This is a genomic window from Peribacillus frigoritolerans (genome assembly GCF_004358755.1).
Taxonomy (GTDB): Bacteria; Bacillota; Bacilli; order Bacillales; family Bacillaceae; genus Bacillus_P.
This window is the reverse complement of sequence record NZ_SMZY01000002.1, coordinates 288,263-312,119: the sequence shown is the minus strand read 5'-3', so window position 1 is coordinate 312,119 and position 23,857 is coordinate 288,263. Positions and strand designations below refer to the sequence as shown.

The window sequence follows — 23,857 nt, the reverse complement described above, 5'->3', positions numbered from 1 at the left end:
TTATGCTAGATACTCATGCACGCAAGTATGTGCAGCCTATTATTGAAAAGTCTGCTGTTCAGCTGTTAAGTGCTGGCTTATCAGCCAATCAGGTAACTGTCCTTGCTTTTATGATCGGATCCGCTTCAGGTGTGTTCATTTATCTGGAACAGCCGATTTTGGCCTTATTTGTTTTATGGTTTTCAGGCTACCTGGATGCTGTTGACGGAACGATGGCAAGACTGACGAAGCCATCCGGTTTTGGAACGGTTCTTGATATAACGTTTGACAGAGTCGTTGAGATCAGTGTCATCGTCGGTCTTGCATTAGCGTATCCTGAGGCGCAATTGCCGCTGCTGCTGCTTTCTGTTTCCATCATTATTTCCATGACGATCTTTTTGACGGTTGGAGCAATCAGTGAAAAGCAGGGTGTCAAATCATTCTACTATCAGGCAGGACTTGCCGAGCGAACGGAAGGATTTATTTTGTTTTCGCTGATGATTATGTTTACCGATCAGCTGATTCTCATCACCTATTTATTCTTTGCGATTGAATTATTCACCGCATTGCAGCGGCTGCTTGAGGCAAAAAAAATACTAAAATAGGGGGAGAGAAACATGGAAGAATATGATGTGATTGTCATTGGCGGAGGCGCAGGCGGCCTGACCGTGGCGGCAGGAGCTGCAAGTCTTGGTGCTCACGTTGCCTTAATAGAAAGAGATGAAAATTTAGGCGGTGACTGTCTTCACGTTGGCTGTGTGCCATCAAAGGCGCTGATTTCTGCCGCAAATCACGTTTATGAGGCAAAACAGACAGCTGCATCATTCGGCTTATCCGTGAGCGGCAGCACCGAGATGAAGCAGATCATGAATCATGTTCATCAAGCAATAGCAGCCATTCAGGAGCATGATGACGATGAACGCTTTACGAAACTTGGAATCGATGTCATCCATGGAACGGCAGCTTTTCAGACTAAACATGAAATAAAAGTCGGAGAACAGGTCATTAAGGGGAAAAAGATTGTGATTGCGACAGGATCAAGACCTGCTGTGCCGGATATTGAAGGACTTAAAGATTCCAGGTTTTTAACGAATCAAACCGTCTTTCAGCTGGATCGTCTTCCTGAAAAATTAGCTGTGATCGGAGGCGGACCGATCGGCGTCGAGCTAGCACAGGCTTTTTCAAGACTTGGCTCTGAAGTTACCATCATTGAAAGATCATCCATGCTTCTATCCAAAGAAGATGATGAAATCAGGGAGCTTGCAACGGATTTACTGGGGAAAGAGATGACGATTTTAACAGAGGCAAGCATTGAATCTGCTTCAGCTTTTGAAGACCGCAAAGAACTTGTGATCAGTCAGGACGGTGTGCTGAAGACATTAGAAGTAAATGAGATTTTGCTTGCTGCAGGCAGAAAGCCCAATTCAGATCAACTGAACTTAAATGAAATTGGAGTTATATGCGATGAGAAAGGGTTTATTAAAGTGAACGACTCGATGCAGACCAGCCTGTCACATATATATGCCATCGGTGATGTGAATGGAAACTATCTATTCACGCATGCAGCCGGAATGGAAGGCAAAGCTGTTGTACAGAAAGCTGTTCTGGGATTGCCGAATAAAGTGAAATATGATCATATGCCTTGGGTCACATACACAAGTCCCGAAGTTTTCCATCTGGGACTGACAGAGAAAGAGGCAAGAGAAGCGCATAAAGAGATACAAGTATTTAAAGCTCCGCTCAATGAAGTCGATCGATTTATTGCGGATGGAGCAACAGATGGTTTTGTGAAGATTATAACAAACGCAGGAGGAACAATCCTCGGGGCACATGCGATTGGCAAAGGAGCGGGAGACTGGATGCAGACAGTAGTGTTTGCAAAACAAAACGGGAAAAAAATCGGAGATCTCTCTCAAATGGTGTACCCGTATCCGAATCATGCAGCAGCTGTGCAAAAAACGGCTGATCTCTATTGGAGAGAAAAACTGTTTTCAGGCATTCTGCCAAAGCTGACTGAAAAATGGATCAAAGTGAAGCCTTAAAAAGCATGGAGAAGTCCATGCTTTTTTTGATGGTTAATATTCTTTAGACCTGAATGGGTTTGAAGTTTACAAGTAATGTATTTGCCAATAACAGGTTATTTTCACTCAGCTTCCCATCTTCCGCATGTATCTTCTGTCAATCAAATGCTTGATTCTCCATGCGAGAGACCCATAAAACGAAAATCCTCCATATAAGAATAATCCCTTTTTATTACCCGCTGAAAGAATGCTGATAAATCGCTTTTGAGGATTGAAGGCTGTCAGCTCATCTTCAGACAGAAATCTCCTGATATTTTCAAATAATACGGGTGCCTGACGGATGGCATATACACCGTTTTTTGGGAGAGCCGAATGCTGCTTCAAAGTGACACAGTCACCTGCTCCGAAAATGAATGGAAAACGGGGAACCTGCAGCTTGGCATTCACAAGCAAAAAGCCATGTTCATCACATTCCATGCCGCTCTCTATTAAAAGAGGATGAGCTTTTGGCCCAGTTACTGCAAGGGCTATGTCATATTTAACATGCAGGTCATCCGTATAAATGGCATATTCTTCAATTTTAGAAATCTCCTGATGTTCAATGACTCGTATGCCGTTTTCAATCAGAATACGAGAGATTTTACTGGAAAGCTTTTCGCCAAATGAATCCATTAAACTTGTCTTGCTCAAAAGGATCAGATTGGAGGGAAGTCCATATTTTCTGCGAAATGAAGCAGCTGAAAGTGCAAGCTTCACCCCTGCGGCACCGCCTCCAATAATAACGGGATTTGCCTCACTTCTCAGCTCCTTAATCCTTTCAGGAACCGTATAAGTCGGTTTTAAACTAATTACCCCATGGGCGGATAAGCTGCTGAATTTTGTCAGAGAACCGATATCAACAGAAAGGATATCAAAGGAGATCATTTTCCCGGCCCTGGTTTCCACTTGCTTTAGACAAGGATCGATTTTGACTGCTTCTCCTTTTAAAAAAGATGCACCTGTTTTGCTGCATAGCTCTTCAACACTTATTCTTATTTCCTCCTCTTCGTACAGTCCTTCTGTAAACCCCGAAAACATGCCGGAATAATACTGAAAAGGGGATGGAGAGAGACAAGTAATGCTGCAGTCCAGTTCTTCTGTTTCCAGATTTTTTAAAAAAGCAGCGTGTACATGGCCGGCGCCGAGTAATAGGATATGCTTCAATTCAATCCCTCCCAAAATGCACCAGTCTTCTAGCGGACTGATGTTATTAAAGCAGTCAAAATGAGAAAAGCACATGTTTCTGTTGATGAAGCCTGAACAGAACACATGTGCAAGGTTAATTTTATATTTTAAGTCGAGTATGTAATTGAGTAGGTACGCTTGATTCAGCCCATCTTGGGACACTTAAACAACGTAAGCCCTGCCTCTCATACGTCCTTGCGGTTCCAAGCCCGCGCCAGCTAGAGTAAGTGTGAATCTCAGATGTGCCCGAATCATTGCCTCTAAGCTTTATTTACCCGAATTTCAGGCGTTAAAACGTATAGAAAAGAGTTTATCTTTTTCGAAACGAATGAATTCTCAAAATAATAAATCGGATAAGAAATCCGGTCAGCAATCCTGGAATAAGGGAAAGCATCGGAAGCCAAATCGGTCCAAAAAGCACGCCGAACAGCTTGAGTTTAGGAGAGTACATTAATCCCACCGTTACAAAATAAGCGCCGAAGGCAAAAGGCAAAAAAGACAGGGGAGGCTCAGGACCATCCGCATTTTTATAAGCATCATACATCGCAAACATGTATACGCACGGATAAAACATCAGCCATCCAAATTCCACCGTTTGAACGGCCTCATCAATTTCGCCTAAAAAACTGAGCATGATGACCTGATTGAAATGACTATACGTATTAATCAACAGTTCAAGCGTTATAAACAGGATTCCTTTAATCAGCTGACGGTTAATAAGCTGCCCAAACCCCGGGAACGCTATGCTCCATAACAGAACTTCTAGTTTACTTGTTTTCACATTCATACCTACCTATCAGGATTCGTGTGATTTCAACGAATCAATCTGATGTTATTTTTTGTAAAAAACCGCAGAACATACAATAAATTTAATCCTGCTTCTCCATTCTCAAAAAAGTTCATGAAATCTGCTACTTTGGTGACCGTTTCTTTGTATAACGTATACGAAAGGAGGTGATCAGCATGGCAGAAACAATCATTCTTGATTCACAGCTTCGCCTGGTATTCGATATGGGGATGGATGAATTGGGAGAGCAGGTTTACAAATACAAGAATTACAACAACGTGAAAACATCAGCAACCGCTGAACAGCTGCTTCAGGCAGCCTCTGCAATCACAGATTTGCAAACCCAGATTCTATCTCATGTCGAACGAAACGATTCACATCAGGTAACAGCTTAATCCACCTGAAAATATAGAAGAAGGGAGGGAATGTAAATGGCGAAAACGCTGGAACTTCAATTTCTAAATGAAGAAGGCAAGCAGGTGAAAATCAACATCGATTCTCCAAAAGAACCGGTTGTTGAGAGTGATGTGTCAAATGCGATGGACCTAATCCTTGCTTCTAATGCTTTCACATCTCCAGGCGGAAACTTGATCAGCAAAAAAGGAGCGCGTGTCGTTGAGAGAAATTTAACTGACCTAACAATCGGATAATGGAAATAAGGGTCAGATCTCTGTTCGGGATCTGGCCCTTCCTCTCTAAAGGGATAAGTAAATAGTCAACATAAAAACTGGAAAAGGAGGAAACCTATTATGGAACAGTGGATTCAATTAATAAGCGATGTCGGTTTTCCGATCATGGTTACTCTCTATCTGCTGCACCGGATCGAAAGCAAACTGGACACTTTAAATGCGTCCATTCAAATGCTTCCGAAGCAGTGGAATCAGTAGCCTGACAGCAAAGCTTCTCTGCTTATGGAAATGGATCCTTTAAATGGGGAAGTGAAATCATTGGACGTTTACCAGGATTTAAAAAAAGGAGAACGCGGTGCCTGGCTGAGCATTGGAGCTTACGTCATTCTTGCTGCAGCAAAGCTTGGCATCGGCTATGTTTATTCTTCTCAGGCCCTGCTGGCAGACGGCCTGAATAACGGGACGGATGTGATTGCATCGGCAGCCGTTTTAGTCGGCCTGAAAATTTCCCAAAAACCGCCTGATCATGATCATCCATACGGACATTTTAAAGCGGAGGCAATTGCGGCACTGGTTGCTTCATTTATTATCATGTCTGTCGGGATTCAGGTGTTGTTCGAAGGATTTAAATCCATCATAGAGCCCAAAACAGAATCACCCAATTTAATCACCGCATGGGCAGCCATCATCAGTGCCATCATCATGTATGGAGTTTACCGCTACAACAAATCATTGGCAAAAAAGATCAATTCAAAAGCACTGATCGCAGCAGCCCACGACAACCGTTCTGATGCACTTGTAAGCGTTGGAGCTTTTGCGGGGATCGTCGCGTCTCAATTTGGCGTTGCATGGTTTGACACGATTACAGCGATCACAATCGGTTTCATTATCTGTAAAACAGCATGGGATATTTTTAAAGAAACGGCTCATTCCCTGACAGACGGTTTTGATGATCAGAAGCTGCTGAACTTTAAAGCAACCGTAGAATCAACTCCGGGAGTAGACAGGATCAAGGATATTAAAGCACGCTACCTGGGGAGCAGTGTCCTTGTGGATGTCGTTATTGAAGTTCATGCCGGACTGAATGTAACCGAAAGCCACGAAATTACAGATGAAGTGGAAAAAAGAATGGAGAAAGAACATCGCATTTCTCATGTGCATGTTCATATTGAACCGTCTTGATTTAAAATAATCATTCAAAATGGCTTCCGCTGGAAGTCATTTTTCTATTTAAAAGTTCCGATGTCTCGACAGAATCATACAAAGGGGATCTGACCTGAATTGGCGAATGTATTATATATGATAAAAAAAGGAGGATTTCAAAATGCCTGAGAAGGAAAAAGTCTTGAAAATCAAAGAGTTCAGTGATGATATCGTTCGTAAAGTGCTGCATGATGAATACTCCCCGGATGCTCATTCTTTAAAAAATGTCGTCGAGCTGCTGTCAAGATCTGTCTATGATTTATCAGAAATGTATCTGAATGATCAATGCAATCATGAAGAAACCCTCAAAGGCACTTTGGCAAAAATGAAAATTGCCTGTAATACAGTGGATCAAAACCGAATTAAAACACCTTAAAAAGAACACTCTGAGTGTTCTTTTTTTCTTAACTGCATCATTTAGGAGATTTGGCTCAAAATACAAACGTATGTTCCTGTTTTGTTCGATTAATGATATAATGGACTTGCAGGTCAATCTTTAATGGATCAGTTTGAACCCCTAGGAAAGGGGGGATGACATGTGACAATCTTTGAAAGTTTAGTTGTAATGGTTTCTTTTGCTACGTTAATTGTGGCAGTGCTCGGTTTTGGGCAAAAAAAATAGACCTCTGCATCTCAGGAGGTCACAGTAAATCGTTTGTTTATTAAGCTGATCCGTTCGAGTGCTGTTTGACTGCTTTGGCTGTAGATGTGGCATCATCTGCAGCTTTATGGAAATAGTATATCATAAAATGACAGGGGAATTCCCGTCATAAAGCTGATTTTTTACAAAACGTTTCAAATAGATAAAAGAGAAAAAGACGGTCAAAGAACCGTCTTACTTTAGCTTACGTGTATGTAAACCTTATTTTTGTTTTTTGTTCGCTTTTTGCTGGTTCATTTCTTGAGAGAACTCAGTATCAGCTTGCTGGTTTTGCTGTTGTTGATTTTGCTGCTGCTGCTGCATGTTTTGCTGCTTGTTGTTTTGGTTGTTCTTGTTCATCGCTCATTCCTCCTTTCAAGGGAATTTTCCTTTCGTTGGATAGTTTGCATCAAACATACAATTTTTAAACCTATATTTTGCTATTTTTTGCAGAAGAAAGTTTTTTTGAAAAAATAGTGAATTCCCTCTTCAACATCTTGAATTTTGTTCGATATAAGAGATAAGGGGGAGTTTTGATTGTTTAACTTGAATGCAGATTTGTTTTTATTGTTCCTTGTTCTCGTTCAATCGGTTATCAGTTACCACCTGACGCCGGTGTTCACAACTATATACAGTCGTAAAACTCAAGATAAACAGCCCAAAATCATAGGAGTCCTCAGTTTAACCCTTGGTTTCTTGTTTTGGCTGACTCACCTGCTTGCCATTTATTCCGTTCATTTGGAAGTAACGCTTCAGCAGCCTTTCCTTTACTTTCTGGTCAGCTATGCTGTTTGCAGTACTGTTGCTTTTTTCTCCTTAAGAACAGGAGGCATTCCGTCAATGAGCTCAAAAGGTTATTTTTTAACGGGATGCGGTTTGTCTCTTGGAATTGTTTTGGTTGATTTTATTGGGTATGCACTCTTATTTCACGGTCAGATTGAAGTGAAGCCACTGCTGATTTTCTTTGCTGTGCTATTGTCTGCTGCATTCAGTTTTTCTGCACTGAGACTATTATTAATCGCATTAGAGGACAGTTTGGTCAATCAGCGCCGGGCGAAATACTACCGGACAGCAGGAAGCATCATTGGGGGAGTATCACTTGCGGGTATCCCATATGTGATTATGACTTCAGTTATAGACTATCAGCTTGCAGATGGCGGACCGTATCACTATTTGATTCCTTTTCTATTTGTCTTTTTATTGAACCTTATTCTCACATTTATTCCTGACTTGTACAGCCATACGATGATGAATGAACAGTCTGAGCGGATTAATGAAAAGGAAGAGAGGTTTCGCTCTTTGTTTCATCACAGTCCTGATGGAGTGATATCAACTGACTTGCATGGAGTTATTACTTCCGTTAACAAAGTAGCCGCAGCCATGACCCAGCTGCCGGAAAAGAATATGATCGGACTAAGTTTTCTGACTTTAATTAAAGAATCGGACCATCAAAAAGCCTTATTTTACTTTTCTGAAATTGTAAAAGGGGACTTCAGTGAAAATGAGCTGTCTGTTTCCCTGCAGAGAAAAAATGGAGAATCACTTGATGTTTTAATTACAGCCGTGAGGCAAGTTGTTAATCATAAAGTTGTAGGAGTATATGGCGTTGTAAAAGATGTCACTGAAAGCAAAAGAGCTCAGAACCGCATCAATTATCTGGCCTTTCATGATGAACTCACAGGACTTCCAAATCGCAGGTTCTTTATTCAGAAGCTTTCAGATCTAAAAGCAGAAAATCAGGCCTTTGCCATATTAAATCTGGATTTCGACCGATTCAAACGTTTAAATGATTTATTTGGGCATGCTTTCGGTGACCTGGTGCTTGTAAAGATAGCAGAAAGACTTACATCCGTTCTCCCTGAAAAGTCCATTCTTTCTAGGCTTGGCGGTGATGAGTTCAGCATTATTTTGCTTTCTGATGATTATGAGGCAGCAAATGAAACGGCAAATGATATTGTTCATCATTTTCGCTTGCCGATGAAGATCAGGGAAAATGACTGTTTAGTTACCGCAAGCATTGGAATCGCCCATTATCCTGCACACAGCACTGACGCTGAAATGCTGATGAAATTCGCAGATATTGCAATGTACGATGTGAAAATGAACGGTTCAAACAGTTTCGGCATCTATAAGCCCGAAATGAATGATAAATTAATTGAAAAAATAAGGATTGAAAATGAATTGCGCAAAGCTCTTCAATATAAAGAACTCAGCGTTTATTTTCAGCCGAAGTTCAAAGAAAACCTCGCTACGGTCATTGGTGCAGAGGCTTTGGTCAGATGGAAGCATGCCGAGCTTGGTTTTATTTCACCCGCAACTTTTATTCCGATTGCAGAAGAGACGGGTTTGATTTTTGAGCTGGAACGTTTTGTCCTTGGTGAAGTTGCAAGCCATGTACAGATATGGGAACGTCAAAACCTGAATTTCGGCCGGGTTTCAATTAATATCTCACACCTTCATCTCTACCAGGATGACTTGATTCAAACCATTGATGAGATTCTGTCTTCTTATCAAATTCATGCATCAAGTCTTGAGCTTGAAATCACAGAAACAGCTATGATGGACAATGAGCTTGAGGCGAACATGAAATTATCAAAGCTGCGGAGCAGGGGAATTGAGATCAGCATGGATGATTTTGGCACGGGCTACAGCTCTCTGAGTTATTTGCAGAAGCTCAGCATCGACAGGCTGAAAATTGACCAATCGTTTATAAGAGAAATGGAACAGCATAATGGTAACGAAGCGATCGTCTCTATGATCATTTCGATGGCCAATCACCTCGAGCTGAAAGTGATTGCTGAAGGGGTTGAAACGAAAACACAAAAGGATCTTCTTGCAAAATTAGGATGCCTTGAATTTCAGGGATACCTGGGCGGAAGACCGATTCCTGCAGAAGAATTTTCAGAAATGTATTTAACAGGCAGCAAAGCTGTATAGGAATAAAACAGAAAAAGGGCGACAAGATCGCCCTTTTTTGTTCTGTCTTTTATTAAGCTTTTACCTGCAGCTGCTTTTTGTTCATTTCTAAAACTTGCTTAATGGCTTCCCTTACAGAGGAGGCCGTATATGCGGCTTCCTTTTTCACTTCTGGGAGAGCATCTTCCATGGCAAAACTGTGAGGGGTCATATTGAACATGGGAATATCATTGAATGAGTCGCCAATGCATGCAACCTCTTCGCGCTTTATTCCGAGATGTTCAATCAGCATCTTAAGTGCGTTTCCCTTGCTTATGTTTTTAGGCATGACATCCAGGCACTGCTTATCGGATATGTATGTCTCAATTGTCTCAGGATGACGTTCCTGCAATGTTTTCTGCAGCTCAGAAATGGCTTCATATTCACCTAAAATAGAAATTTTGGATGCTTTGACCTCTTGTCCAAGAGCATGGATGAGATTGATGTTCTCTTCAATTGGAGAGAACATTCTCGATTCGATGCCCGTGATGACTTCATCACGGCGTTCTGTATAATTTTTGCTGTAGTCTGCGATGATTGTGATTAAATCTGTAGAACGGACTTGTTCAAACACTTCTTTCGCAATCACATTTTCAAAGGTGAGGGCATGCAGCGATTCATCTTGATCTGTATTGATGAAAGCTCCATTTTGACTGATTCGATGATACTTTTCCCCAACCATCGTCAAAATTTCTCCAATTTCCACATCCATTCTTCCTGAAGCTAAACATACATCGACGCCATTTTTCTTTAATTCCTTAAGAGCGGAAATATCCTGCTCCGTCACTTTTTTTTCGAAGCTTAATAATGTTCCATCAAGATCACTTACAAATAGTTTTATCATTTCTGATCTCCTCCTTGATGAATCTCTCTGCGGGGGTTTCCCCTGACTTGTTTCATTATAGGGTTAGATCCCAGACGGTGCAATTGATTGGTCTGGTTCAGTTTAAGGGGTTAAAGAAGTCTAAACAGGCCTCGCCCCATGAGAAGCGAAGCCCGGCAGCCCGGAAAAGCCCCCTACTGAATACCAAGTGTCTGAATCAGATTCTTAGGATCGTATGATATTTCAAAAAATAACGGCTTGTTTTCATCTGTAAACAAAATGAGTCTCGGAGAATCCTCTTTGCTGTAGACAATCATACCTTCAGAGACAATCCCGTCATACCATTTGTTTTTTACTTTGAGTGACTCTGCAGGCTGAATTAAAATCAAATACCCTTTTTTTGGCAGGGGGTTCACTTTGACGGTAATTCCCTTCATTGACTGAATCGCCATTTTCAGTTCATTTGTAAAATAAGCGGAAGATGGAAGATCTTTCACCACGTCGCCTGTTTCAACGTCAATTACTTTGACGGCCTTTGTTTGTGCACTACCTTCATGAATAGGCAAATAAAGAAAAAGGATCAGAAGACAGATACTTATTTTTTTTAGCTTCATATGAACACCTCACACTTACTTTCCCCAAATAGAAACAGTGAACATCTGGTATAAATTACAAGCTTGAATCAGAAAGGGATAGAATCAGAACATTGGTTGATGCTAACGAATAATTCATTCGTTTGGAGGAAATAAGATGAAAAGATTTGTCATTATTTTAACAGCAGCTTTTTTCCTTGCGGGGTGCCCAAAGCAGCAGGATGAGTCTCAGCGCACATTCTTAATCCCGGATGGCTATACAGGGTGGGTTACGGTTCATAACGATCCTTCTGCAGAGGAAAAGAAAGAGTACAAAGTGAATAAAGAAGGAGAGACATCCGTTAACGAAAAAAATATCCACGATGGCTGGGCTGCCACAAACTATTTTTACGTCGATGAAAATGGGGAACGAAAAGAGCTTTCACCGGGAAAAATGATTCACGGCGCCTCAAGCGGTGATGAAACCGGCAAAGACGGAGAAGCTTACTTTTTTGTAGGAGATAAAAAAAAGTTTGAGACGACCGAATATGTGCCAGAAGATCAATAAATCTTTCGGGATATAGAGCCAAATGGCAGACCCCAGGCAACGCCGAGGAAGCTCCCAGGCGGACCGCGGAAAGCAAGTTCCTCTCGCTGCAAGAAACGGACAACATTTATAATGTTAACCAACAATCTATGCTAAAACAGCCTTGCAAAAAACCGCCAAATTTATTTGCAGTGTGAGCAGAAATTGGATCTATTTCTTCCTTTAGGATCCAAGCCGGAGTATTTCGCAGTTGACGTAATCGCATGCTATTATGTACGATATGAAGCATTGAGAGATAAAAGGAGCTGAGGATTTCGTGAAGGAGTCCTTTACAATAAAAAAGGTTTTAAATAATAATGTCCTTATTGCCGATCATGATACTTATGAAGAGGTTGTTCTGATTGGAAAGGGCATAGGGTTCGGGAAGAAACGCGGAGACATGATGCAGGAGGATTCGTATGAGAAAATGTTTGTTCTCACGAATCAAAAAGAGCAGGAACAATTTAAAATGCTCCTTCCTTTTGTCGATGAAGACATGATTGAAGTTGTCAGTGATGTCATTCATTTTATTGCCGAGCGGGTGAAACTGCCATTAAATGAACATATTCATATTGCACTGATTGATCATATTACATTTGCGATTAAAAGGCTTCAAAAAGGGATGGACATTAAAAATCCGTTTCTGATTGAAACAAAAACGCTTTATCCGAAAGAATTTTCAATTGCTGAAGAAGTTATTGATATGATTAATGACAGGCTTAAGGTGAACTTGCCGGAAGGGGAAATAGGGTTTATTGCCCTTCATATTCACAGTGCGATCACGAATAAGCCGATAGCAGATGTCAATCAGTTTTCACAGCTGATTAATCAGCTCGTAGGTGTCATTGAAGATTCAATGAAGATAAAAGTGAATCATGACAGCATCAATTATCTGCGGCTTGTCCGCCACTTAAGATACACGATTGAAAGGGTTCTTTCCGGTGAAACAGTTGAAGAACCAGAAAAGTTTACTTTATTGTTGAAAAAAGAATATCCGCTATGCTACAATACATCTTGGAAAATGATAAAAGTGATGCAGCAATTTCTGAAAAAACCAGTCTATGAAGCTGAGGCTGTTTACCTTACATTGCATTTATACCGTTTAACAAACAAAACTTAATGAGAAAAGTACCTTACGTGTTACTGATACGATCAGGCATGAGTGAACAAGTACGTGTTGAAACCGGCAATTAGGGGGAATATACCCTTTGTGCACGGTCGTCCTTGTTGCACCATGCTTTTTTTGTTGTTCTTTTTAGGTGAGAAATGTAAACGCTTGTATTTGCTTTCATGTTTTTTTTGCTTGCTGCTTACACAAACTATTTTTACAAGGAGGTCATACACATGTTTAAAAATTTATTTGGAGTACTCCAAAAAATTGGTAAAGCTCTAATGCTTCCAGTAGCGATTTTGCCTGCTGCAGGTATCCTGCTTGCATTCGGTAATGCCATGCAAAATCCGGAGCTTACATCAAAAGTGCCATTTTTAACAAATGAAATTGTACAGCTGATTGCAAAAGTAATGGAATCCTCAGGGGACATTGTTTTTGCAAATCTGCCGCTTCTATTTGCAGTCGGCGTAGCAATTGGCCTAGCCAATGGAGACGGGGTTGCAGGTCTTGCAGCGATCATCGGATACTTAATTATGAATGCAACAATGAGTGCTGTATTGCTTCAAACAGGAAAAATTCCAAGCGATGCTGTAGAACTTGCACAATTCTTCCAGCAGCTTCATCCTGAATATGCGAGAGTCCTCGGCATGCCGACCTTGCAGACCGGAGTCTTTGGCGGTATTATCGTTGGGGTTCTCGGAGCATACATGTATAACAAATTCTTTAAAATTGAATTGCCTCAATACTTAGGTTTCTTTGCAGGAAAGCGTTTCGTTCCAATTATGACAGCTGTTTCTGCTGTAGCTTTAGGTTTAATCATGCTGTTTGTCTGGCCGCCAGTACAAAACGGATTAAACGCATTCTCAACAGGGCTGCTTGAATCCAATAAAACATTGGCAGCGTTCATTTTCGGATTAATTGAACGTTCATTAATTCCTTTTGGTCTTCATCATATTTTCTACTCACCTTTCTGGTATGAGTTTGGAAACTACACAACTCAAGCAGGAGAAATTGTCCGCGGAGATCAGCGTATTTTCATGGCTCAAATTAAAGACGGCGCAGAATTAACGGCAGGTACATTTATGACAGGTAAATTCCCGTTCATGATGTTCGGTCTTCCTGCTGCTGCTCTTGCGATTTATCATGAAGCAAGACCTGAAAACAAAAAATTTGTTGCTGGTATCATGGGTTCAGCTGCTTTAACATCTTTCTTAACAGGGATTACAGAGCCGCTTGAATTCTCATTCTTATTCGTAGCACCAATTCTATTTGCCATCCATGCAGTGTTTGCAGGACTTTCATTTATGACCATGCAATTGCTGAATGTTAAAATCGGGATGACGTTCTCAGGTGGGGTCATTGACTACTTCCTGTTCGGTATCCTTCCTAACAGAACAGACTGGTGGCTTGTTATTCCGGTAGGTTTAGTATTCTCACTGATTTATTACTTCGGATTCCGTTTTGCCATCCGCAAGTTCAACCTTAAAACACCTGGACGCGAAGATGCACAGGAAGAAGAAGATGATAAAGTTTCTGAAAGTGCAGGAGATCTTCCATATAACATCCTTGAATCACTAGGCGGAAGCTCAAACATTAAACACCTTGATGCATGTATCACTCGTCTGCGTGTTACAGTTAATGATGTAAAAGCAGTTGATAAAAACCGTTTGAAACGTTTAGGAGCAGCAGGTGTCCTTGAAGTTGGAAACAACATTCAGGCTATCTACGGACCTAAATCTGATAACTTAAAATCACAAATTCAAGACGTTATGTCAGGCAAAACGCCTCGTCCTGCGAAACCTGTTTCAGCTGAAAAAGAAGTGCAGGAGCAAGTCGAAGACGTTGTTGCTGAACCTATTAAAAACGAAGTAAGCGAATTTTCGTTCGTTTCTCCATTAACAGGTGACATTCACCCAATCACAGAAGTACCTGATCAAGTGTTCTCAGGAAAAATGATGGGTGATGGAATTGCAATCACGCCAACAGACGGCACAATCGTTTCACCAGTAAACGGCAAAATCTTAAATGTTTTCCCTACTAAGCATGCAATCGGCCTTGAATCAGAAAGCGGAAACGAGATCTTGATTCATGTTGGAATTGATACTGTAAACCTTAAAGGGGAAGGCTTCGAAGCGTTTGTTAAAGAGGGTGACATTGTCACTAAAGGACAAAAACTGCTTCAAGTGGACTTAGATTTCGTTAAAGCTAATGCCCCGTCAATCATGACGCCGATTGTCTTCACTAACTTAAACGAAGGCGAATCAATCGTGATTAAATCTTCCGGCAGCGTTAAAGCAGGAGAAGAGCATATCATTTCTATAGAAAAATAAAAGGAATGTAGTCGCATCACTTGTCAATCACGTGATGCGGCTGTTATGATAAGGTATTGTGTACTAGCTTTATTTAAATATGAAGGAGATTGATTAATTATGGCAGAGAAAACATTTAAAGTAACAGCAGAATCAGGAATCCACGCACGTCCGGCTACAGTGCTTGTTCAAACAGCAAGCAGGTTTGATGCAGATGTGAACTTAGCATATAACGGCAAAACAGTTAACTTGAAGTCAATCATGGGCGTTATGTCATTAGGTATCGCTAAAGATTCAGAAATCACGATTTCTGCAGCTGGTTCAGACGAAAACGATGCAATCGCAGCTCTTGAAGAAACAATGAAAAAAGAAGGCTTAGGCGAATAATGCTCGAATTAAGAGGGATTGGAGCTTCAGCTGGGATCGCGATTGCAAAAGCTTACCGCTTAGAAGAACCAGATCTTACAGTATCCAAAAAAGAAGTAGCAGATAAAACTGCTGAAGTCCTTCGTTTTGATGAAGCCATCCAAAAATCAAAATCAGAGCTTGAAAAAATTAAAGAGCATGCATTCAGAGAATTAGGTGCAGATAAAGCTGAAATTTTTGAAGCTCATATCTTAGTTTTAAGCGATCCAGAATTACTTAATCCGGTAAAAGATAAAATCAGCAGCGAAGCAGTCAACGCTGAATTTGCAATGAAAGAAACGGCTGATATGTTTGTAAGTATGTTCGAGTCTATGGACAACGAATATATGAAAGAACGTGCAGCTGATATCCGTGACGTAACAAAACGCGTGATTGGACATTTGCTTGGCGTTGAAATTCCAAACCCGAGCATGATTTCTGAAGAAGTGATCATCGTTGCAGAAGATTTAACACCTTCTGATACGGCACAGCTGAATCGTCAGTATGTATTAGGTTTTACAACTGATATAGGCGGCAGAACATCACATTCAGCGATCATGGCGCGTTCAATGGAGATTCCTGCTGTAGTAGGAACGAAGACAGCTACATCCGACATCAAAAATGGCGACATCGTCATCGTTGATGGAATCGATGGAGATGTAATCGCTAATCCTTCTGAGGATGTTATTGCAGGCTTTGAAAAGAAAAAAGCTCAATACGAAGTTCAAAAAGCGGAGTGGGCGAAGCTTGTAAATGAAGAAACGGTAACGAAAGACGGACAGCACGTTGAGCTTGCAGCCAATATCGGCACGCCTGACGATGTTCGCGGCGTTCTTGAGAACGGCGGAGAAGCAGTTGGCCTCTACCGTACAGAATTCCTTTACATGGGACGTGATCAGCTTCCGACAGAAGATGAGCAGTTCGAAGCATACAAAGCTGTGCTTGAGCGCATGGAAGGCAAGCCTGTTGTTGTCCGCACGCTGGATATTGGCGGAGACAAAGAGCTTCCATACTTGAATCTTCCGAAAGAAATGAATCCATTCCTTGGTTTCCGCGCGATTCGTCTTTGCTTAGAAGAGCAGGAAATCTTCCGCACTCAATTGCGTGCATTGCTTCGGGCGAGCACATTCGGCAACTTGAAAATCATGTTCCCGATGATTGCGGTTGTGGACGAGTTCAGACAGGCTAAAGCGATTCTTTTAGAAGAAAAAGCGAAGCTTGTAAGTGAAGGCGCTGACGTTTCAGAGAACATTGAAATTGGAATGATGGTTGAAATTCCTTCAACTGCCGTTCTTGCAGATCAATTTGCTAAAGATGTAGATTTCTTCAGCATCGGAACAAATGACCTCATTCAATACACAATGGCTGCCGACCGTATGAACGAGCGCGTTTCATATCTGTACCAGCCATATAATCCTGCTATTCTTCGTCTTGTGTCTCTTGTTATTGAAGCAGCTCACAAAGAAGGCAAATGGGTTGGAATGTGCGGAGAAATGGCTGGCGATCCGCTTGCCATTCCAGTGCTTCTTGGCTTAGGACTTGATGAGTTCTCTATGAGTGCTACATCGATTCTCCCGGCACGTTCACTTATTAAAAACCTTTCAAAAGAAGAAGCTGCAAGCTTCAAAGAAGAAATTCTTTCTATGAGCACAACAGATGAAGTTGTTGAGTTTGTAAAAACGAAGTTCAATCTTTAAGTGAGAAAAGACCTGCATATGCAGGTCTTTTTTTGTGGGAAAAGGACTTTTTCCCCGCTGGTAATGATGGACATCACATTTTTTCACGTGTTGAAAGCGGGAAAATCATGGTGGATGCTAATGCGGATAATGAGACCGTTAAAATCAAAATCTCAGACCAAGGACCGGGCATTCCAGCTGATATGATAAGCCAAGTAACAAAACCTTTCTTTACCACAAAAGAAAAAGGAACAGGCTTAGGCCTTGTCATTACGGAAAAAATCATCCGCCAGCATAAGGGGAACTTAACGATCACGAGCCAAAAGGGTAAAGGAACAGCCGTCCTGATCACTTTTCCAGTATCACATTCGCTAAAAAGGTGAAACTAACGTCATCAAGCGCAAAAGAAAGGTGATGCAAAATGGAAAAGAAAGATGTGAATGCTGGGGACAAGGTGTATGTCATCTACCGAAATCCGCATGCTGCAAATGTAGCTAATATTCAGGAAGCTGAAGTGGTCGATCATCCGACAGAGCCTGGACAAAAAGCTTTGTTTATTCATGATTCCTATCATTTATTAGATGAAGAAGACGCTATCTTTCCGTCTTACTCGGAGGCGGAAGATATGTATAATAAGTTGTTTGATTATGAGCAGTATGAGTAGGTAACCTCCGCAGCCTCTGCGGAGGTTTTGTTAATGACTGTGTTTTGGGATATTTCTCGACAGATTATCTGACTGATCCTTACTTATCACGCTGGATCATGGTTTTGTGGAATCATAGGTGATCTTTGAGTACACTTTTCACACCGAATCAATGTTTTGTGTAATCATATACGGCCTTTAAGTACACTTTTCACACTGGATCATGGTTTTGTGGAATCATAGATGATCTTTGAGTACACTTTTCACGCTGAATCAATGTTTTGTGGAATCATATACGGCCTTTGAGTACACTTTTCACACTGGATCATGGTTTTGTGGAATCATAGATGATCTTTGAGTACACTTTTCACGCTGAATCATGGTTATGTGGAATAATATGCGGCCTTTGAGTGCTGACCAGTCGGCTCCGCTTTTCGTGGTGTCTAGCTCCATCGCCCAACTCCTCGGCCAGAACGGCTCAGCCAGCAAAGGCAAAAAGCGCCTTCACTGGCTGAGCCTTATCTGTCTGTCGGAGCTAAACGGGCGATTCCGCTTTTCGTGGTGTCTAGCTCCATCGCCCAACTCCTCGGCCAGAACGGATCCGCCAGTAAAGGCAAAAAGCGCCTTTTCTGTCGGATCCTTATCTGTCTGTCGGAGCTAAAACGGGCGATTCCGCTTTTCTGTATAGGAAATATTTAAAAAGCATACGAACCATTCCTGAAACAAATCTTAAGGATATACCGTTTTGAATTAAAGGAAGTGACGTCATGGTAAAACCATTTGTGCCGCAGCTTGTCTATATTGAACCGAGGGCGCTGGAATATCCTCTTGGGGTGGAGCTGAAAGAAAAATTTGAGAAGATGGGTCTTGAAATCAGGGAAACGACTTCACATAATCAGGTGCGGAATATTCCCGGGAAAAATGACCTGCAGAAATACCGGAATGCAAAATCCACTCTTGTTGTAGGGGTGCGTAAAACACTTAAATTCGATTCTTCCAAACCATCAGCTGAATATGCCATTCCTCTTGCGACAGGCTGCATGGGACACTGTCATTACTGTTATTTGCAGACAACAATGGGCTCTAAACCTTATATCCGGACATATGTTAATACAGAAGAAATTTTTCAGCAGGCGCAGGAATATATGGATGAACGAAACCCTCAGATCACAAGGTTTGAAGCTTCGTGTACGTCTGATATTGTTGGAATCGATCATTTAACTCATTCGTTAAAAAGAGCGATTGAATTCTTCGGGAATTCGGACATGGGGCGCTTGCGTTTTGTTACAAAGTTTCACCATGTGGATCATTTGCTGGATGCCGATCATAAAGGGAAAACTCGTTTTCGTTTCAGCATCAATGCGGATTATGTCATTAAAAATTTTGAACCTGGCACCTCACCGCTTGATAAGCGTTTAGAAGCGGCCGTCAAAGTAGCAGGGGCAGGATACCCGCTTGGTTTTATCGTAGCGCCTATATATATTCATGAAGGATGGCGCGAAGGATATTACGAATTATTTTCAAAACTTGATCAGCTTCTGCCTCCTGAAGCCCGTGATGACATTACATTCGAAATGATACAGCACCGGTTTACTAAACCTGCCAAGCGTGTTATTGAAAAAAATTATCCAAAATCCAAGCTTGAAATGAATGAAGATGACCGCCGCTACAAATGGGGAAGATATGGAATCGGCAAATACATTTATCAAAAGGATGAGGAAGCGGATTTAAGAGAAACTCTGGAGACGTATATTGACGACTTCTTTCCAAATGCGAAAATTGAATACTTCACCTAAAAACAAGGGGTTGTCCATCCCTTGTTTTTTCTATTTTCTGAATCCTTATTAAAGCAAAATACATTCAGTCCTGTTACTATAAAAATAAGAAAGAATAAGGGGAGTGGTAGTAATGGAACTCGGATTAAAAGGAAAAGTGGCACTTGTAGCAGCATCAAGTCAGGGATTGGGACGGGCTATTGCTGAAGAACTTGTAAAAGAAGGCGCTCATGTCATGATTACAAGCAGAAACCCTGATAAGCTGCATAAGGTGAAAGAAGAACTTACTGAAAAATATTCAGGCCTTGTTGAATATAAAGCATGCGATTTATCAAATGCAGATGAGATTAATCAGCTCGTAGAAGAAACGGTGAAGCGCTTTGGAACAATTGATTTGCTCGTGAACAATGCAGGCGGGCCGCCTTCAGGCCTTTTTGAGCAAATGAGTGATGAGGACTGGCAAAAATCGTTTGAATTAAATCTTTTAAGTCATGTCCGGCTTATCCGGTCAGTGATTCCATATATGAGGGGCAAGGGCGGAAAGATTGTAAACATCGCCTCGTCCTCGGTAAAAGAACCTATACCGGGATTAATTTTATCGAATACATTCCGGCTTGGAATAGTTGGTCTTACAAAGACCCTTGCATCAGAGCTTGCTCCCTATAAAATTTTGATCAATACAGCGGCACCAGGCAGAATTGCAACCGACAGAGTTGCGTCTTTAGATCAGGCAGCAGCAGACAGACAGGGAATCAGCGTCAGTGAGGTGGAAGAAGAAGCGAAGCGGAAAATTCCTTCAGGGCGCTACGGAAAACCTTCCGAATTTGCTGCGTATGTTCTTTTCCTGCTCTCAGATGCCAACAGCTATATGACAGGTCAGACACATTTAATTGACGGGGGAATGGTGAAATCCGTTTAGGCTCTAAATCTGTATATAAATAGCATGCCGGAAGTACACTAAACCAGAGAATTTAAAGCTAAGGGTGGCATAAATAATGGCGATTGTCTTCGCTGTGATCTTGGTCTGGTTTGCAATTCATTTGTATGTGTATTTTCCGAAAAAAATAAACCACTTAGAATCCGTCTTCGTTTTTATGATTTTGTCGATTGCAAATAACGCCTTTTGTTCCATCGTCACTGTGAATTTAGGATGGGCATCGGCTTACGAAACACCTACTGCCATGACGGTCATTATTTTACAGAGAATTATCATTATTCCCCTTCTGTTTCTAATGGTTGTTCATGTGAATTTTATGTTGAAAAGGACAGGCGCAAAGCTCGTCCTGCTGCTCTTTTCTTTTACTTTGATCATATCAATGGAGGAACTTTGTTCTTATTTCCGCGTAATGAACTATGAAGAAAATAGATGGCTGATCCCTGTTCTCCACTCTGCTCTGCTCTATTTTTCGGGGATTATAGGTATCCGTTTATTCCGGCCGATCCTGAAAAAGGGGGTCACTATGAGATGAAGGATTTCATAAATGAACTCTATATTATCATGACATTAGCAGCAGGATTATTCTTAGCTGTTAAGCTTCCAAAAAAGTTTCCGGCTGCTGTGACGATTCTTATTTTCACATTCAGTGCCTTTATTGGATTGACGGCCGACCATATTTTAGCGATTCCGCCTTATGATATTTATGATGTAAATGATTCTCCGAAATTTGAGATCTGGGATTTTATTTATTACAGCATGTATGGTTTTTTCGGCTATTTTTTTCTGTATCTCTACGAGCAGTGGAGAATCAGGGGCATCCTTACGATCGTTTATATCATTATCTGGTCGGTGTTTTCTGTTTTTTATGAATGGATTGCCGTATTAGTCGGTATTTTTGATTTCAGCAAAGGATATAAAATGCAATATTCCTTTCCGGTTTATCTCTTTATTCAAACGTTCTTTATCATTTTTTTTCATTTTGTCATCAAAGAATATGATAAGCTAAAAGAAAAGTCTTCCATCGTTTAGATGGCTTTTTGATTGGAGAGGATCTAATGACTGAGAAAAAAGGTGTAATCGGTTTTATCGGGACTGGCGTAATGGGGAAAAGCATGGCAGGGCATCTGCTTCGCGACGGATATCCGGTGCTTGTCTATACAAGAACGAAAGAAAAGGCAGCTGAACTGATAGAATCAGGTGCAGTGTGGAAAGAAACAATTGAAGAGCTTGCTTCACAATCGGACTATATCCTGACAATGGTCGGCTATCCTTCTGATGTAGAAGAAATATATTTAAGCGAAAAAGGCATTTTGAACTCTGCAAAAGAAGGTACATATGTCATTGATATGACTACCTCAAAGCCAAGTCTTGCAAAGAAGATCTATGAACTTGCAAAGCAGCGCAAGATCCATGCCTTGGATGCACCTGTTTCAGGCGGGGATGTCGGGGCAAGAGAAGCAAGATTATCCATCATGGCTGGCGGAGATCAACAAGCGTTTGAAGCCTGCATGCCGATTTTTTCTGTGATTGGACAAAATATTGTCTATCAGGGAGAAGCAGGCAGCGGACAGCATACGAAAATGTGCAATCAAATTGCGATTGCAGCAGGCATGATTGGTGTCAGTGAAGCGATTGCTTATGCGGAGCACGCAGGTCTCGATCCTGAAAATGTCTTAAAAAGCATATCAGCAGGTGCAGCAGGCAGCTGGTCACTGAGCAACCTTGCTCCAAGAATGCTGAAAGGGGACTTTGACCCAGGTTTTTATGTAAAGCATTTCCTAAAGGACATGAGCATTGCCATTGAAGAGGCAGAAACGATGAAAATGGATGCGCCTGGCTTAACCCTCGCTCATTCCCTATACACTGAGCTTCAGAAAAAAGGCGAAGGTGACAGCGGGACACAGGCCTTGTACAAGCTATGGAAATCGTAATCAAAAAGCTGCCTTGCAAGAGTGAAGCACCGATGGATCTTTTGCTTGAGGCAGATCCTTCTGAAGAAAAGATCAATGACTATCTCAAAAACGGGAATATTTATCTTGCGGAGCATGAAAAGAAAACAGTAGGAGTGCTGGTGCTGATGCAGATTGGGAATTCATCTATGGAAATAATGAATCTTGCGGTTAATGACCATTTTAGAGGTAAAGGGATAGCGAAAAAACTGATTGCTCATGCAAAGCAAGTGTGTGCTGACCAAAATATCGAAAACCTTGAAATTGGTACCGGAAACTCAAGCTTAGATCAGCTTGCTCTCTATCAAAAATGTGGTTTTCGCATGAGAATAGTGATTGAAAATTACTTTATTGATCATTACGAGGAACCTATTTATGAGAATGGAATCCAGTGCATGGATATGGTCAGGTTAAAAATGAACGTAAGAACATTGGAAGCACTGCAGATCTAGGTGCTGACGCTAGACATTGAAACGCAAATGCAATAACAAAAAAAGATAGCTAGAATTCTCTAGCTATCTCGTAATATGAAAATCTATTATTTACCAATGAACATTTGAGTCCAGTAGTTGCCTTCAGCTACATGGCCTACACCAATGTGAGTGAAGTCTCCGTTCATGATGTTTTTACGGTGGCCTTCAGAGTTCATCCATGCTTGTACAACTTCTTCTGGTGAAGCTTGTCCTTTAGCAATGTTTTCTCCAGCTGTAGTATACTCAACGCCAAACTTCTTCATCATGTCAAATGGTGATCCGTAAGTTGGGCTGTTGTGGTCAAAATAGTTCTTGCTTTGCATGTCTTTTGATTTTTCTTTAGCTACTTTGCTTAATTCTTCATCTAATTGAAGTGGTTTTAAGCCTTGTTTTTCACGCTCTGCGTTTGTTAATTCAACTACTTTTTTCTCGAATTCACTTACAGATGCCTGTGTTTGCTCTTGCTTTGGAGCTGCTTCTTTAGAAGCTTCTGGCTGTGCTTGCTTAGCTGGTGCCGGTGCTGCTTCTTGTTTAGGAGCTTCAGCTTGCTCTTTCTGTGGTGCTGGAGCTGCAGCTTCGCCTTGCTGTGCTTTAAATTGGTTTAATTGCTGTTCAACCATTTTTTGAAGCTCAGAATTGTTGATGTTCTTTAATAGATCTTGTTGTTGATCTTGATTTAAATTGCAGTTTTGACCAGCAATTTGGTAAGCTTTTACTTGCATATTTGATTGCTGTGGAGCTGCTGCATCTGCTGATGGGCCCCCAGCATTGAATGTGAAAATAGTGGCTGCTGCCGCTACTGAAAGTACGAAAGATTTCTTCATGAAAAAATTCCTCCTAAGAGTTTTTTTTGGTGTGTTTCTTGCTACAACAACATCTTAACATACGTTTTTCGTAATATATCAGCCATTGCTTTCCATTGACAGAACACAGTCTTTTAATCTATGTAACTTACATTAAGTAAGCGTTAACAAACCATTAATATCACTAGTTTTATAGCAACAAGAATAGAATGATCCTCATTCTCTGCCGCCAAAAAATCTTCCTATTATTATCCAGTGGTACTAACTTTTTCATTGAATTGTTTCTTGACATAAATTTAAGTCCCTTTTTTATGTAACAAGTATTACACAAGTGTTACAATAGAATTTGAAAAACGT

Annotated in this window: 28 protein-coding genes; 22 read left to right on the top strand and 6 right to left on the bottom strand. The window is 41.1% G+C overall.

Annotated elements, in window-relative coordinates; translation table 11 throughout:
- Nucleotides 1–2: 2 nt before the first annotated feature.
- Nucleotides 3–584, top strand: coding sequence for a CDP-alcohol phosphatidyltransferase family protein (locus E2R53_RS09070; RefSeq protein WP_133311454.1), 582 nt, complete (start codon nt 3–5; stop codon nt 582–584).
- A gap of 12 nt (nt 585–596) precedes the next feature.
- Nucleotides 597–2,021, top strand: a complete 1,425-nt coding sequence (locus E2R53_RS09065) for a dihydrolipoyl dehydrogenase family protein (RefSeq protein WP_133311453.1) — start codon at nt 597–599, stop codon at nt 2,019–2,021.
- Between the two features lie 105 nt (nt 2,022–2,126).
- On the opposite strand, the gene E2R53_RS09060 is transcribed toward E2R53_RS09065, so the two are convergent.
- Nucleotides 2,127–3,203 (bottom strand): FAD-dependent oxidoreductase, encoded by a 1,077-nt coding sequence (locus E2R53_RS09060; RefSeq protein ID WP_165970937.1) that lies wholly within the window; start codon nt 3,201–3,203, stop codon nt 2,127–2,129.
- Nucleotides 3,204–3,534: 331 nt separating this feature from the next.
- Nucleotides 3,535–4,005: a hypothetical protein gene (locus E2R53_RS09055; protein WP_435796786.1), complete on the bottom strand. Its 471-nt coding sequence runs from the start codon at nt 4,003–4,005 to the stop codon at nt 3,535–3,537.
- A 182-nt stretch (nt 4,006–4,187) separates the two neighbouring features.
- Here E2R53_RS09055 and E2R53_RS09050 point away from each other — a divergent pair, with 182 nt between their 5' ends.
- The 6 genes from E2R53_RS09050 to E2R53_RS23760 all read left to right on the top strand — a co-directional run bounded on the left by E2R53_RS09050 (nt 4,188) and on the right by E2R53_RS23760 (nt 6,465).
- Nucleotides 4,188–4,406, top strand: a complete 219-nt coding sequence (locus tag E2R53_RS09050; RefSeq protein WP_133311450.1) for a DUF1659 domain-containing protein — start codon at nt 4,188–4,190, stop codon at nt 4,404–4,406.
- 36 nt (nt 4,407–4,442) lie between these two features.
- Entirely contained in the window at nt 4,443–4,661 is a 219-nt protein-coding gene (locus tag E2R53_RS09045) for a DUF2922 domain-containing protein (RefSeq protein ID WP_133311449.1), read from the top strand.
- A 99-nt stretch (nt 4,662–4,760) separates the two neighbouring features.
- The gene (locus E2R53_RS09040) at nt 4,761–4,898 is read left to right on the top strand and encodes a YvrJ family protein (protein WP_070876757.1); all 138 of its coding nucleotides are present in this window, start codon (nt 4,761–4,763) and stop codon (nt 4,896–4,898) included.
- A gap of 60 nt (nt 4,899–4,958) precedes the next feature.
- Nucleotides 4,959–5,822: a cation diffusion facilitator family transporter gene (locus E2R53_RS09035; protein ID WP_133311448.1), complete on the top strand. Its 864-nt coding sequence runs from the start codon at nt 4,959–4,961 to the stop codon at nt 5,820–5,822.
- Nucleotides 5,823–5,964: 142 nt separating this feature from the next.
- Complete coding sequence (locus E2R53_RS09030; RefSeq protein ID WP_070876755.1) at nt 5,965–6,219, top strand: hypothetical protein; 255 nt, start codon at nt 5,965–5,967, stop codon at nt 6,217–6,219.
- A gap of 162 nt (nt 6,220–6,381) precedes the next feature.
- Complete coding sequence (locus E2R53_RS23760) at nt 6,382–6,465, top strand: putative holin-like toxin (RefSeq protein ID WP_223443286.1); 84 nt, start codon at nt 6,382–6,384, stop codon at nt 6,463–6,465.
- A 240-nt stretch (nt 6,466–6,705) separates the two neighbouring features.
- Here the strand turns inward: E2R53_RS23760 and E2R53_RS23190 are convergent, their stop codons facing one another.
- Nucleotides 6,706–6,843: a hypothetical protein gene (locus tag E2R53_RS23190; RefSeq protein WP_165970936.1), complete on the bottom strand. Its 138-nt coding sequence runs from the start codon at nt 6,841–6,843 to the stop codon at nt 6,706–6,708.
- A gap of 177 nt (nt 6,844–7,020) precedes the next feature.
- Between E2R53_RS23190 and E2R53_RS09025 the strand changes: the two genes are divergently transcribed.
- Nucleotides 7,021–9,420: a putative bifunctional diguanylate cyclase/phosphodiesterase gene (locus E2R53_RS09025; RefSeq protein WP_133311447.1), complete on the top strand. Its 2,400-nt coding sequence runs from the start codon at nt 7,021–7,023 to the stop codon at nt 9,418–9,420.
- A 52-nt stretch (nt 9,421–9,472) separates the two neighbouring features.
- On the opposite strand, the gene E2R53_RS09020 is transcribed toward E2R53_RS09025, so the two are convergent.
- Nucleotides 9,473–10,282 carry an HAD family hydrolase gene (locus E2R53_RS09020; RefSeq protein WP_133311446.1) on the bottom strand — a complete coding sequence of 270 codons (810 nt, stop codon included), beginning with the start codon at nt 10,280–10,282 and terminating at the stop codon, nt 9,473–9,475.
- Between the two features lie 173 nt (nt 10,283–10,455).
- Nucleotides 10,456–10,875, bottom strand: coding sequence for a hypothetical protein (locus E2R53_RS09015; RefSeq protein WP_133311445.1), 420 nt, complete (start codon nt 10,873–10,875; stop codon nt 10,456–10,458).
- Between the two features lie 136 nt (nt 10,876–11,011).
- Here E2R53_RS09015 and E2R53_RS09010 point away from each other — a divergent pair, with 136 nt between their 5' ends.
- The 13 genes from E2R53_RS09010 (at nt 11,012) to E2R53_RS08950 (ending at nt 22,676) form a co-directional block, all read left to right on the top strand.
- Nucleotides 11,012–11,401 carry a DUF6843 domain-containing protein gene (locus tag E2R53_RS09010; RefSeq protein ID WP_133311444.1) on the top strand — a complete coding sequence of 130 codons (390 nt, stop codon included), beginning with the start codon at nt 11,012–11,014 and terminating at the stop codon, nt 11,399–11,401.
- A 295-nt stretch (nt 11,402–11,696) separates the two neighbouring features.
- A complete protein-coding gene (gene glcT / locus E2R53_RS09005) occupies nt 11,697–12,539 on the top strand; it encodes a glucose PTS transporter transcription antiterminator GlcT (protein WP_133311443.1) in 843 nt (280 codons plus the stop codon).
- A 224-nt stretch (nt 12,540–12,763) separates the two neighbouring features.
- Nucleotides 12,764–14,860 carry a glucose-specific PTS transporter subunit IIBC gene (gene ptsG, locus E2R53_RS09000; protein ID WP_133311442.1) on the top strand — a complete coding sequence of 699 codons (2,097 nt, stop codon included), beginning with the start codon at nt 12,764–12,766 and terminating at the stop codon, nt 14,858–14,860.
- Between the two features lie 99 nt (nt 14,861–14,959).
- Nucleotides 14,960–15,226, top strand: coding sequence for a phosphocarrier protein HPr (locus E2R53_RS08995; RefSeq protein ID WP_133311441.1), 267 nt, complete (start codon nt 14,960–14,962; stop codon nt 15,224–15,226).
- Entirely contained in the window at nt 15,226–16,941 is a 1,716-nt protein-coding gene (gene ptsP / locus E2R53_RS08990; RefSeq protein WP_133311440.1) for a phosphoenolpyruvate--protein phosphotransferase, read from the top strand. Before E2R53_RS08995 ends, ptsP begins: the two co-directional genes overlap by 1 nt.
- Before the next feature lie 32 nt (nt 16,942–16,973).
- Nucleotides 16,974–17,303 carry a sensor histidine kinase gene (locus tag E2R53_RS08985; protein ID WP_286166125.1) on the top strand — a complete coding sequence of 110 codons (330 nt, stop codon included), beginning with the start codon at nt 16,974–16,976 and terminating at the stop codon, nt 17,301–17,303.
- Between the two features lie 38 nt (nt 17,304–17,341).
- A complete protein-coding gene (locus E2R53_RS08980) occupies nt 17,342–17,584 on the top strand; it encodes a transcriptional regulator SplA domain-containing protein (protein WP_133311438.1) in 243 nt (80 codons plus the stop codon).
- 746 nt (nt 17,585–18,330) lie between these two features.
- Nucleotides 18,331–19,359, top strand: coding sequence for a spore photoproduct lyase (gene splB, locus E2R53_RS08975; protein WP_133311437.1), 1,029 nt, complete (start codon nt 18,331–18,333; stop codon nt 19,357–19,359).
- A gap of 112 nt (nt 19,360–19,471) precedes the next feature.
- Nucleotides 19,472–20,257: an SDR family oxidoreductase gene (locus tag E2R53_RS08970; RefSeq protein ID WP_133311436.1), complete on the top strand. Its 786-nt coding sequence runs from the start codon at nt 19,472–19,474 to the stop codon at nt 20,255–20,257.
- A gap of 76 nt (nt 20,258–20,333) precedes the next feature.
- Complete coding sequence (locus tag E2R53_RS08965) at nt 20,334–20,807, top strand: hypothetical protein (protein WP_133311435.1); 474 nt, start codon at nt 20,334–20,336, stop codon at nt 20,805–20,807.
- On the top strand, nt 20,804–21,304 hold the full coding sequence (locus tag E2R53_RS08960; RefSeq protein WP_133311434.1) for a hypothetical protein: 501 nt from the start codon (nt 20,804–20,806) through the stop codon (nt 21,302–21,304). Before E2R53_RS08965 ends, E2R53_RS08960 begins: the two co-directional genes overlap by 4 nt.
- A 26-nt stretch (nt 21,305–21,330) precedes the next feature.
- Nucleotides 21,331–22,206 carry an NAD(P)-dependent oxidoreductase gene (locus E2R53_RS08955; protein WP_133311433.1) on the top strand — a complete coding sequence of 292 codons (876 nt, stop codon included), beginning with the start codon at nt 21,331–21,333 and terminating at the stop codon, nt 22,204–22,206.
- Entirely contained in the window at nt 22,194–22,676 is a 483-nt protein-coding gene (locus tag E2R53_RS08950) for a GNAT family N-acetyltransferase (protein WP_133311432.1), read from the top strand. Before E2R53_RS08955 ends, E2R53_RS08950 begins: the two co-directional genes overlap by 13 nt.
- An 86-nt stretch (nt 22,677–22,762) precedes the next feature.
- Here E2R53_RS08950 and E2R53_RS08945 read toward each other — a convergent pair whose 3' ends face one another.
- Nucleotides 22,763–23,521 carry a CAP domain-containing protein gene (locus E2R53_RS08945; protein ID WP_133311431.1) on the bottom strand — a complete coding sequence of 253 codons (759 nt, stop codon included), beginning with the start codon at nt 23,519–23,521 and terminating at the stop codon, nt 22,763–22,765.
- Nucleotides 23,522–23,857: the final 336 nt, after the last annotated feature.

Coding starts and splice junctions, on each gene's coding strand:
- E2R53_RS09070 (WP_133311454.1), top strand. CDS start 3: ATGCTAGATACTCATGCACGCAAGTATGTGCAGCCTATTATTGAAAAG.
- E2R53_RS08980 (WP_133311438.1), top strand. CDS start 17,342: ATGGAAAAGAAAGATGTGAATGCTGGGGACAAGGTGTATGTCATCTAC.
- E2R53_RS09020 (WP_133311446.1), bottom strand. CDS start 10,282: ATGATAAAACTATTTGTAAGTGATCTTGATGGAACATTATTAAGCTTC.
- E2R53_RS08955 (WP_133311433.1), top strand. CDS start 21,331: ATGACTGAGAAAAAAGGTGTAATCGGTTTTATCGGGACTGGCGTAATG.
- splB (WP_133311437.1), top strand. CDS start 18,331: ATGGTAAAACCATTTGTGCCGCAGCTTGTCTATATTGAACCGAGGGCG.
- E2R53_RS08960 (WP_133311434.1), top strand. CDS start 20,804: ATGAAGGATTTCATAAATGAACTCTATATTATCATGACATTAGCAGCA.
- E2R53_RS09010 (WP_133311444.1), top strand. CDS start 11,012: ATGAAAAGATTTGTCATTATTTTAACAGCAGCTTTTTTCCTTGCGGGG.
- E2R53_RS09045 (WP_133311449.1), top strand. CDS start 4,443: ATGGCGAAAACGCTGGAACTTCAATTTCTAAATGAAGAAGGCAAGCAG.
- E2R53_RS08965 (WP_133311435.1), top strand. CDS start 20,334: ATGGCGATTGTCTTCGCTGTGATCTTGGTCTGGTTTGCAATTCATTTG.
- E2R53_RS08950 (WP_133311432.1), top strand. CDS start 22,194: ATGGAAATCGTAATCAAAAAGCTGCCTTGCAAGAGTGAAGCACCGATG.
- E2R53_RS09065 (WP_133311453.1), top strand. CDS start 597: ATGGAAGAATATGATGTGATTGTCATTGGCGGAGGCGCAGGCGGCCTG.
- E2R53_RS08945 (WP_133311431.1), bottom strand. CDS start 23,521: ATGAAGAAATCTTTCGTACTTTCAGTAGCGGCAGCAGCCACTATTTTC.
- E2R53_RS09050 (WP_133311450.1), top strand. CDS start 4,188: ATGGCAGAAACAATCATTCTTGATTCACAGCTTCGCCTGGTATTCGAT.
- ptsG (WP_133311442.1), top strand. CDS start 12,764: ATGTTTAAAAATTTATTTGGAGTACTCCAAAAAATTGGTAAAGCTCTA.
- E2R53_RS08970 (WP_133311436.1), top strand. CDS start 19,472: ATGGAACTCGGATTAAAAGGAAAAGTGGCACTTGTAGCAGCATCAAGT.
- E2R53_RS09030 (WP_070876755.1), top strand. CDS start 5,965: ATGCCTGAGAAGGAAAAAGTCTTGAAAATCAAAGAGTTCAGTGATGAT.
- E2R53_RS09040 (WP_070876757.1), top strand. CDS start 4,761: ATGGAACAGTGGATTCAATTAATAAGCGATGTCGGTTTTCCGATCATG.
- E2R53_RS08995 (WP_133311441.1), top strand. CDS start 14,960: ATGGCAGAGAAAACATTTAAAGTAACAGCAGAATCAGGAATCCACGCA.
- E2R53_RS23190 (WP_165970936.1), bottom strand. CDS start 6,843: ATGAACAAGAACAACCAAAACAACAAGCAGCAAAACATGCAGCAGCAG.
- ptsP (WP_133311440.1), top strand. CDS start 15,226: ATGCTCGAATTAAGAGGGATTGGAGCTTCAGCTGGGATCGCGATTGCA.
- E2R53_RS09015 (WP_133311445.1), bottom strand. CDS start 10,875: ATGAAGCTAAAAAAAATAAGTATCTGTCTTCTGATCCTTTTTCTTTAT.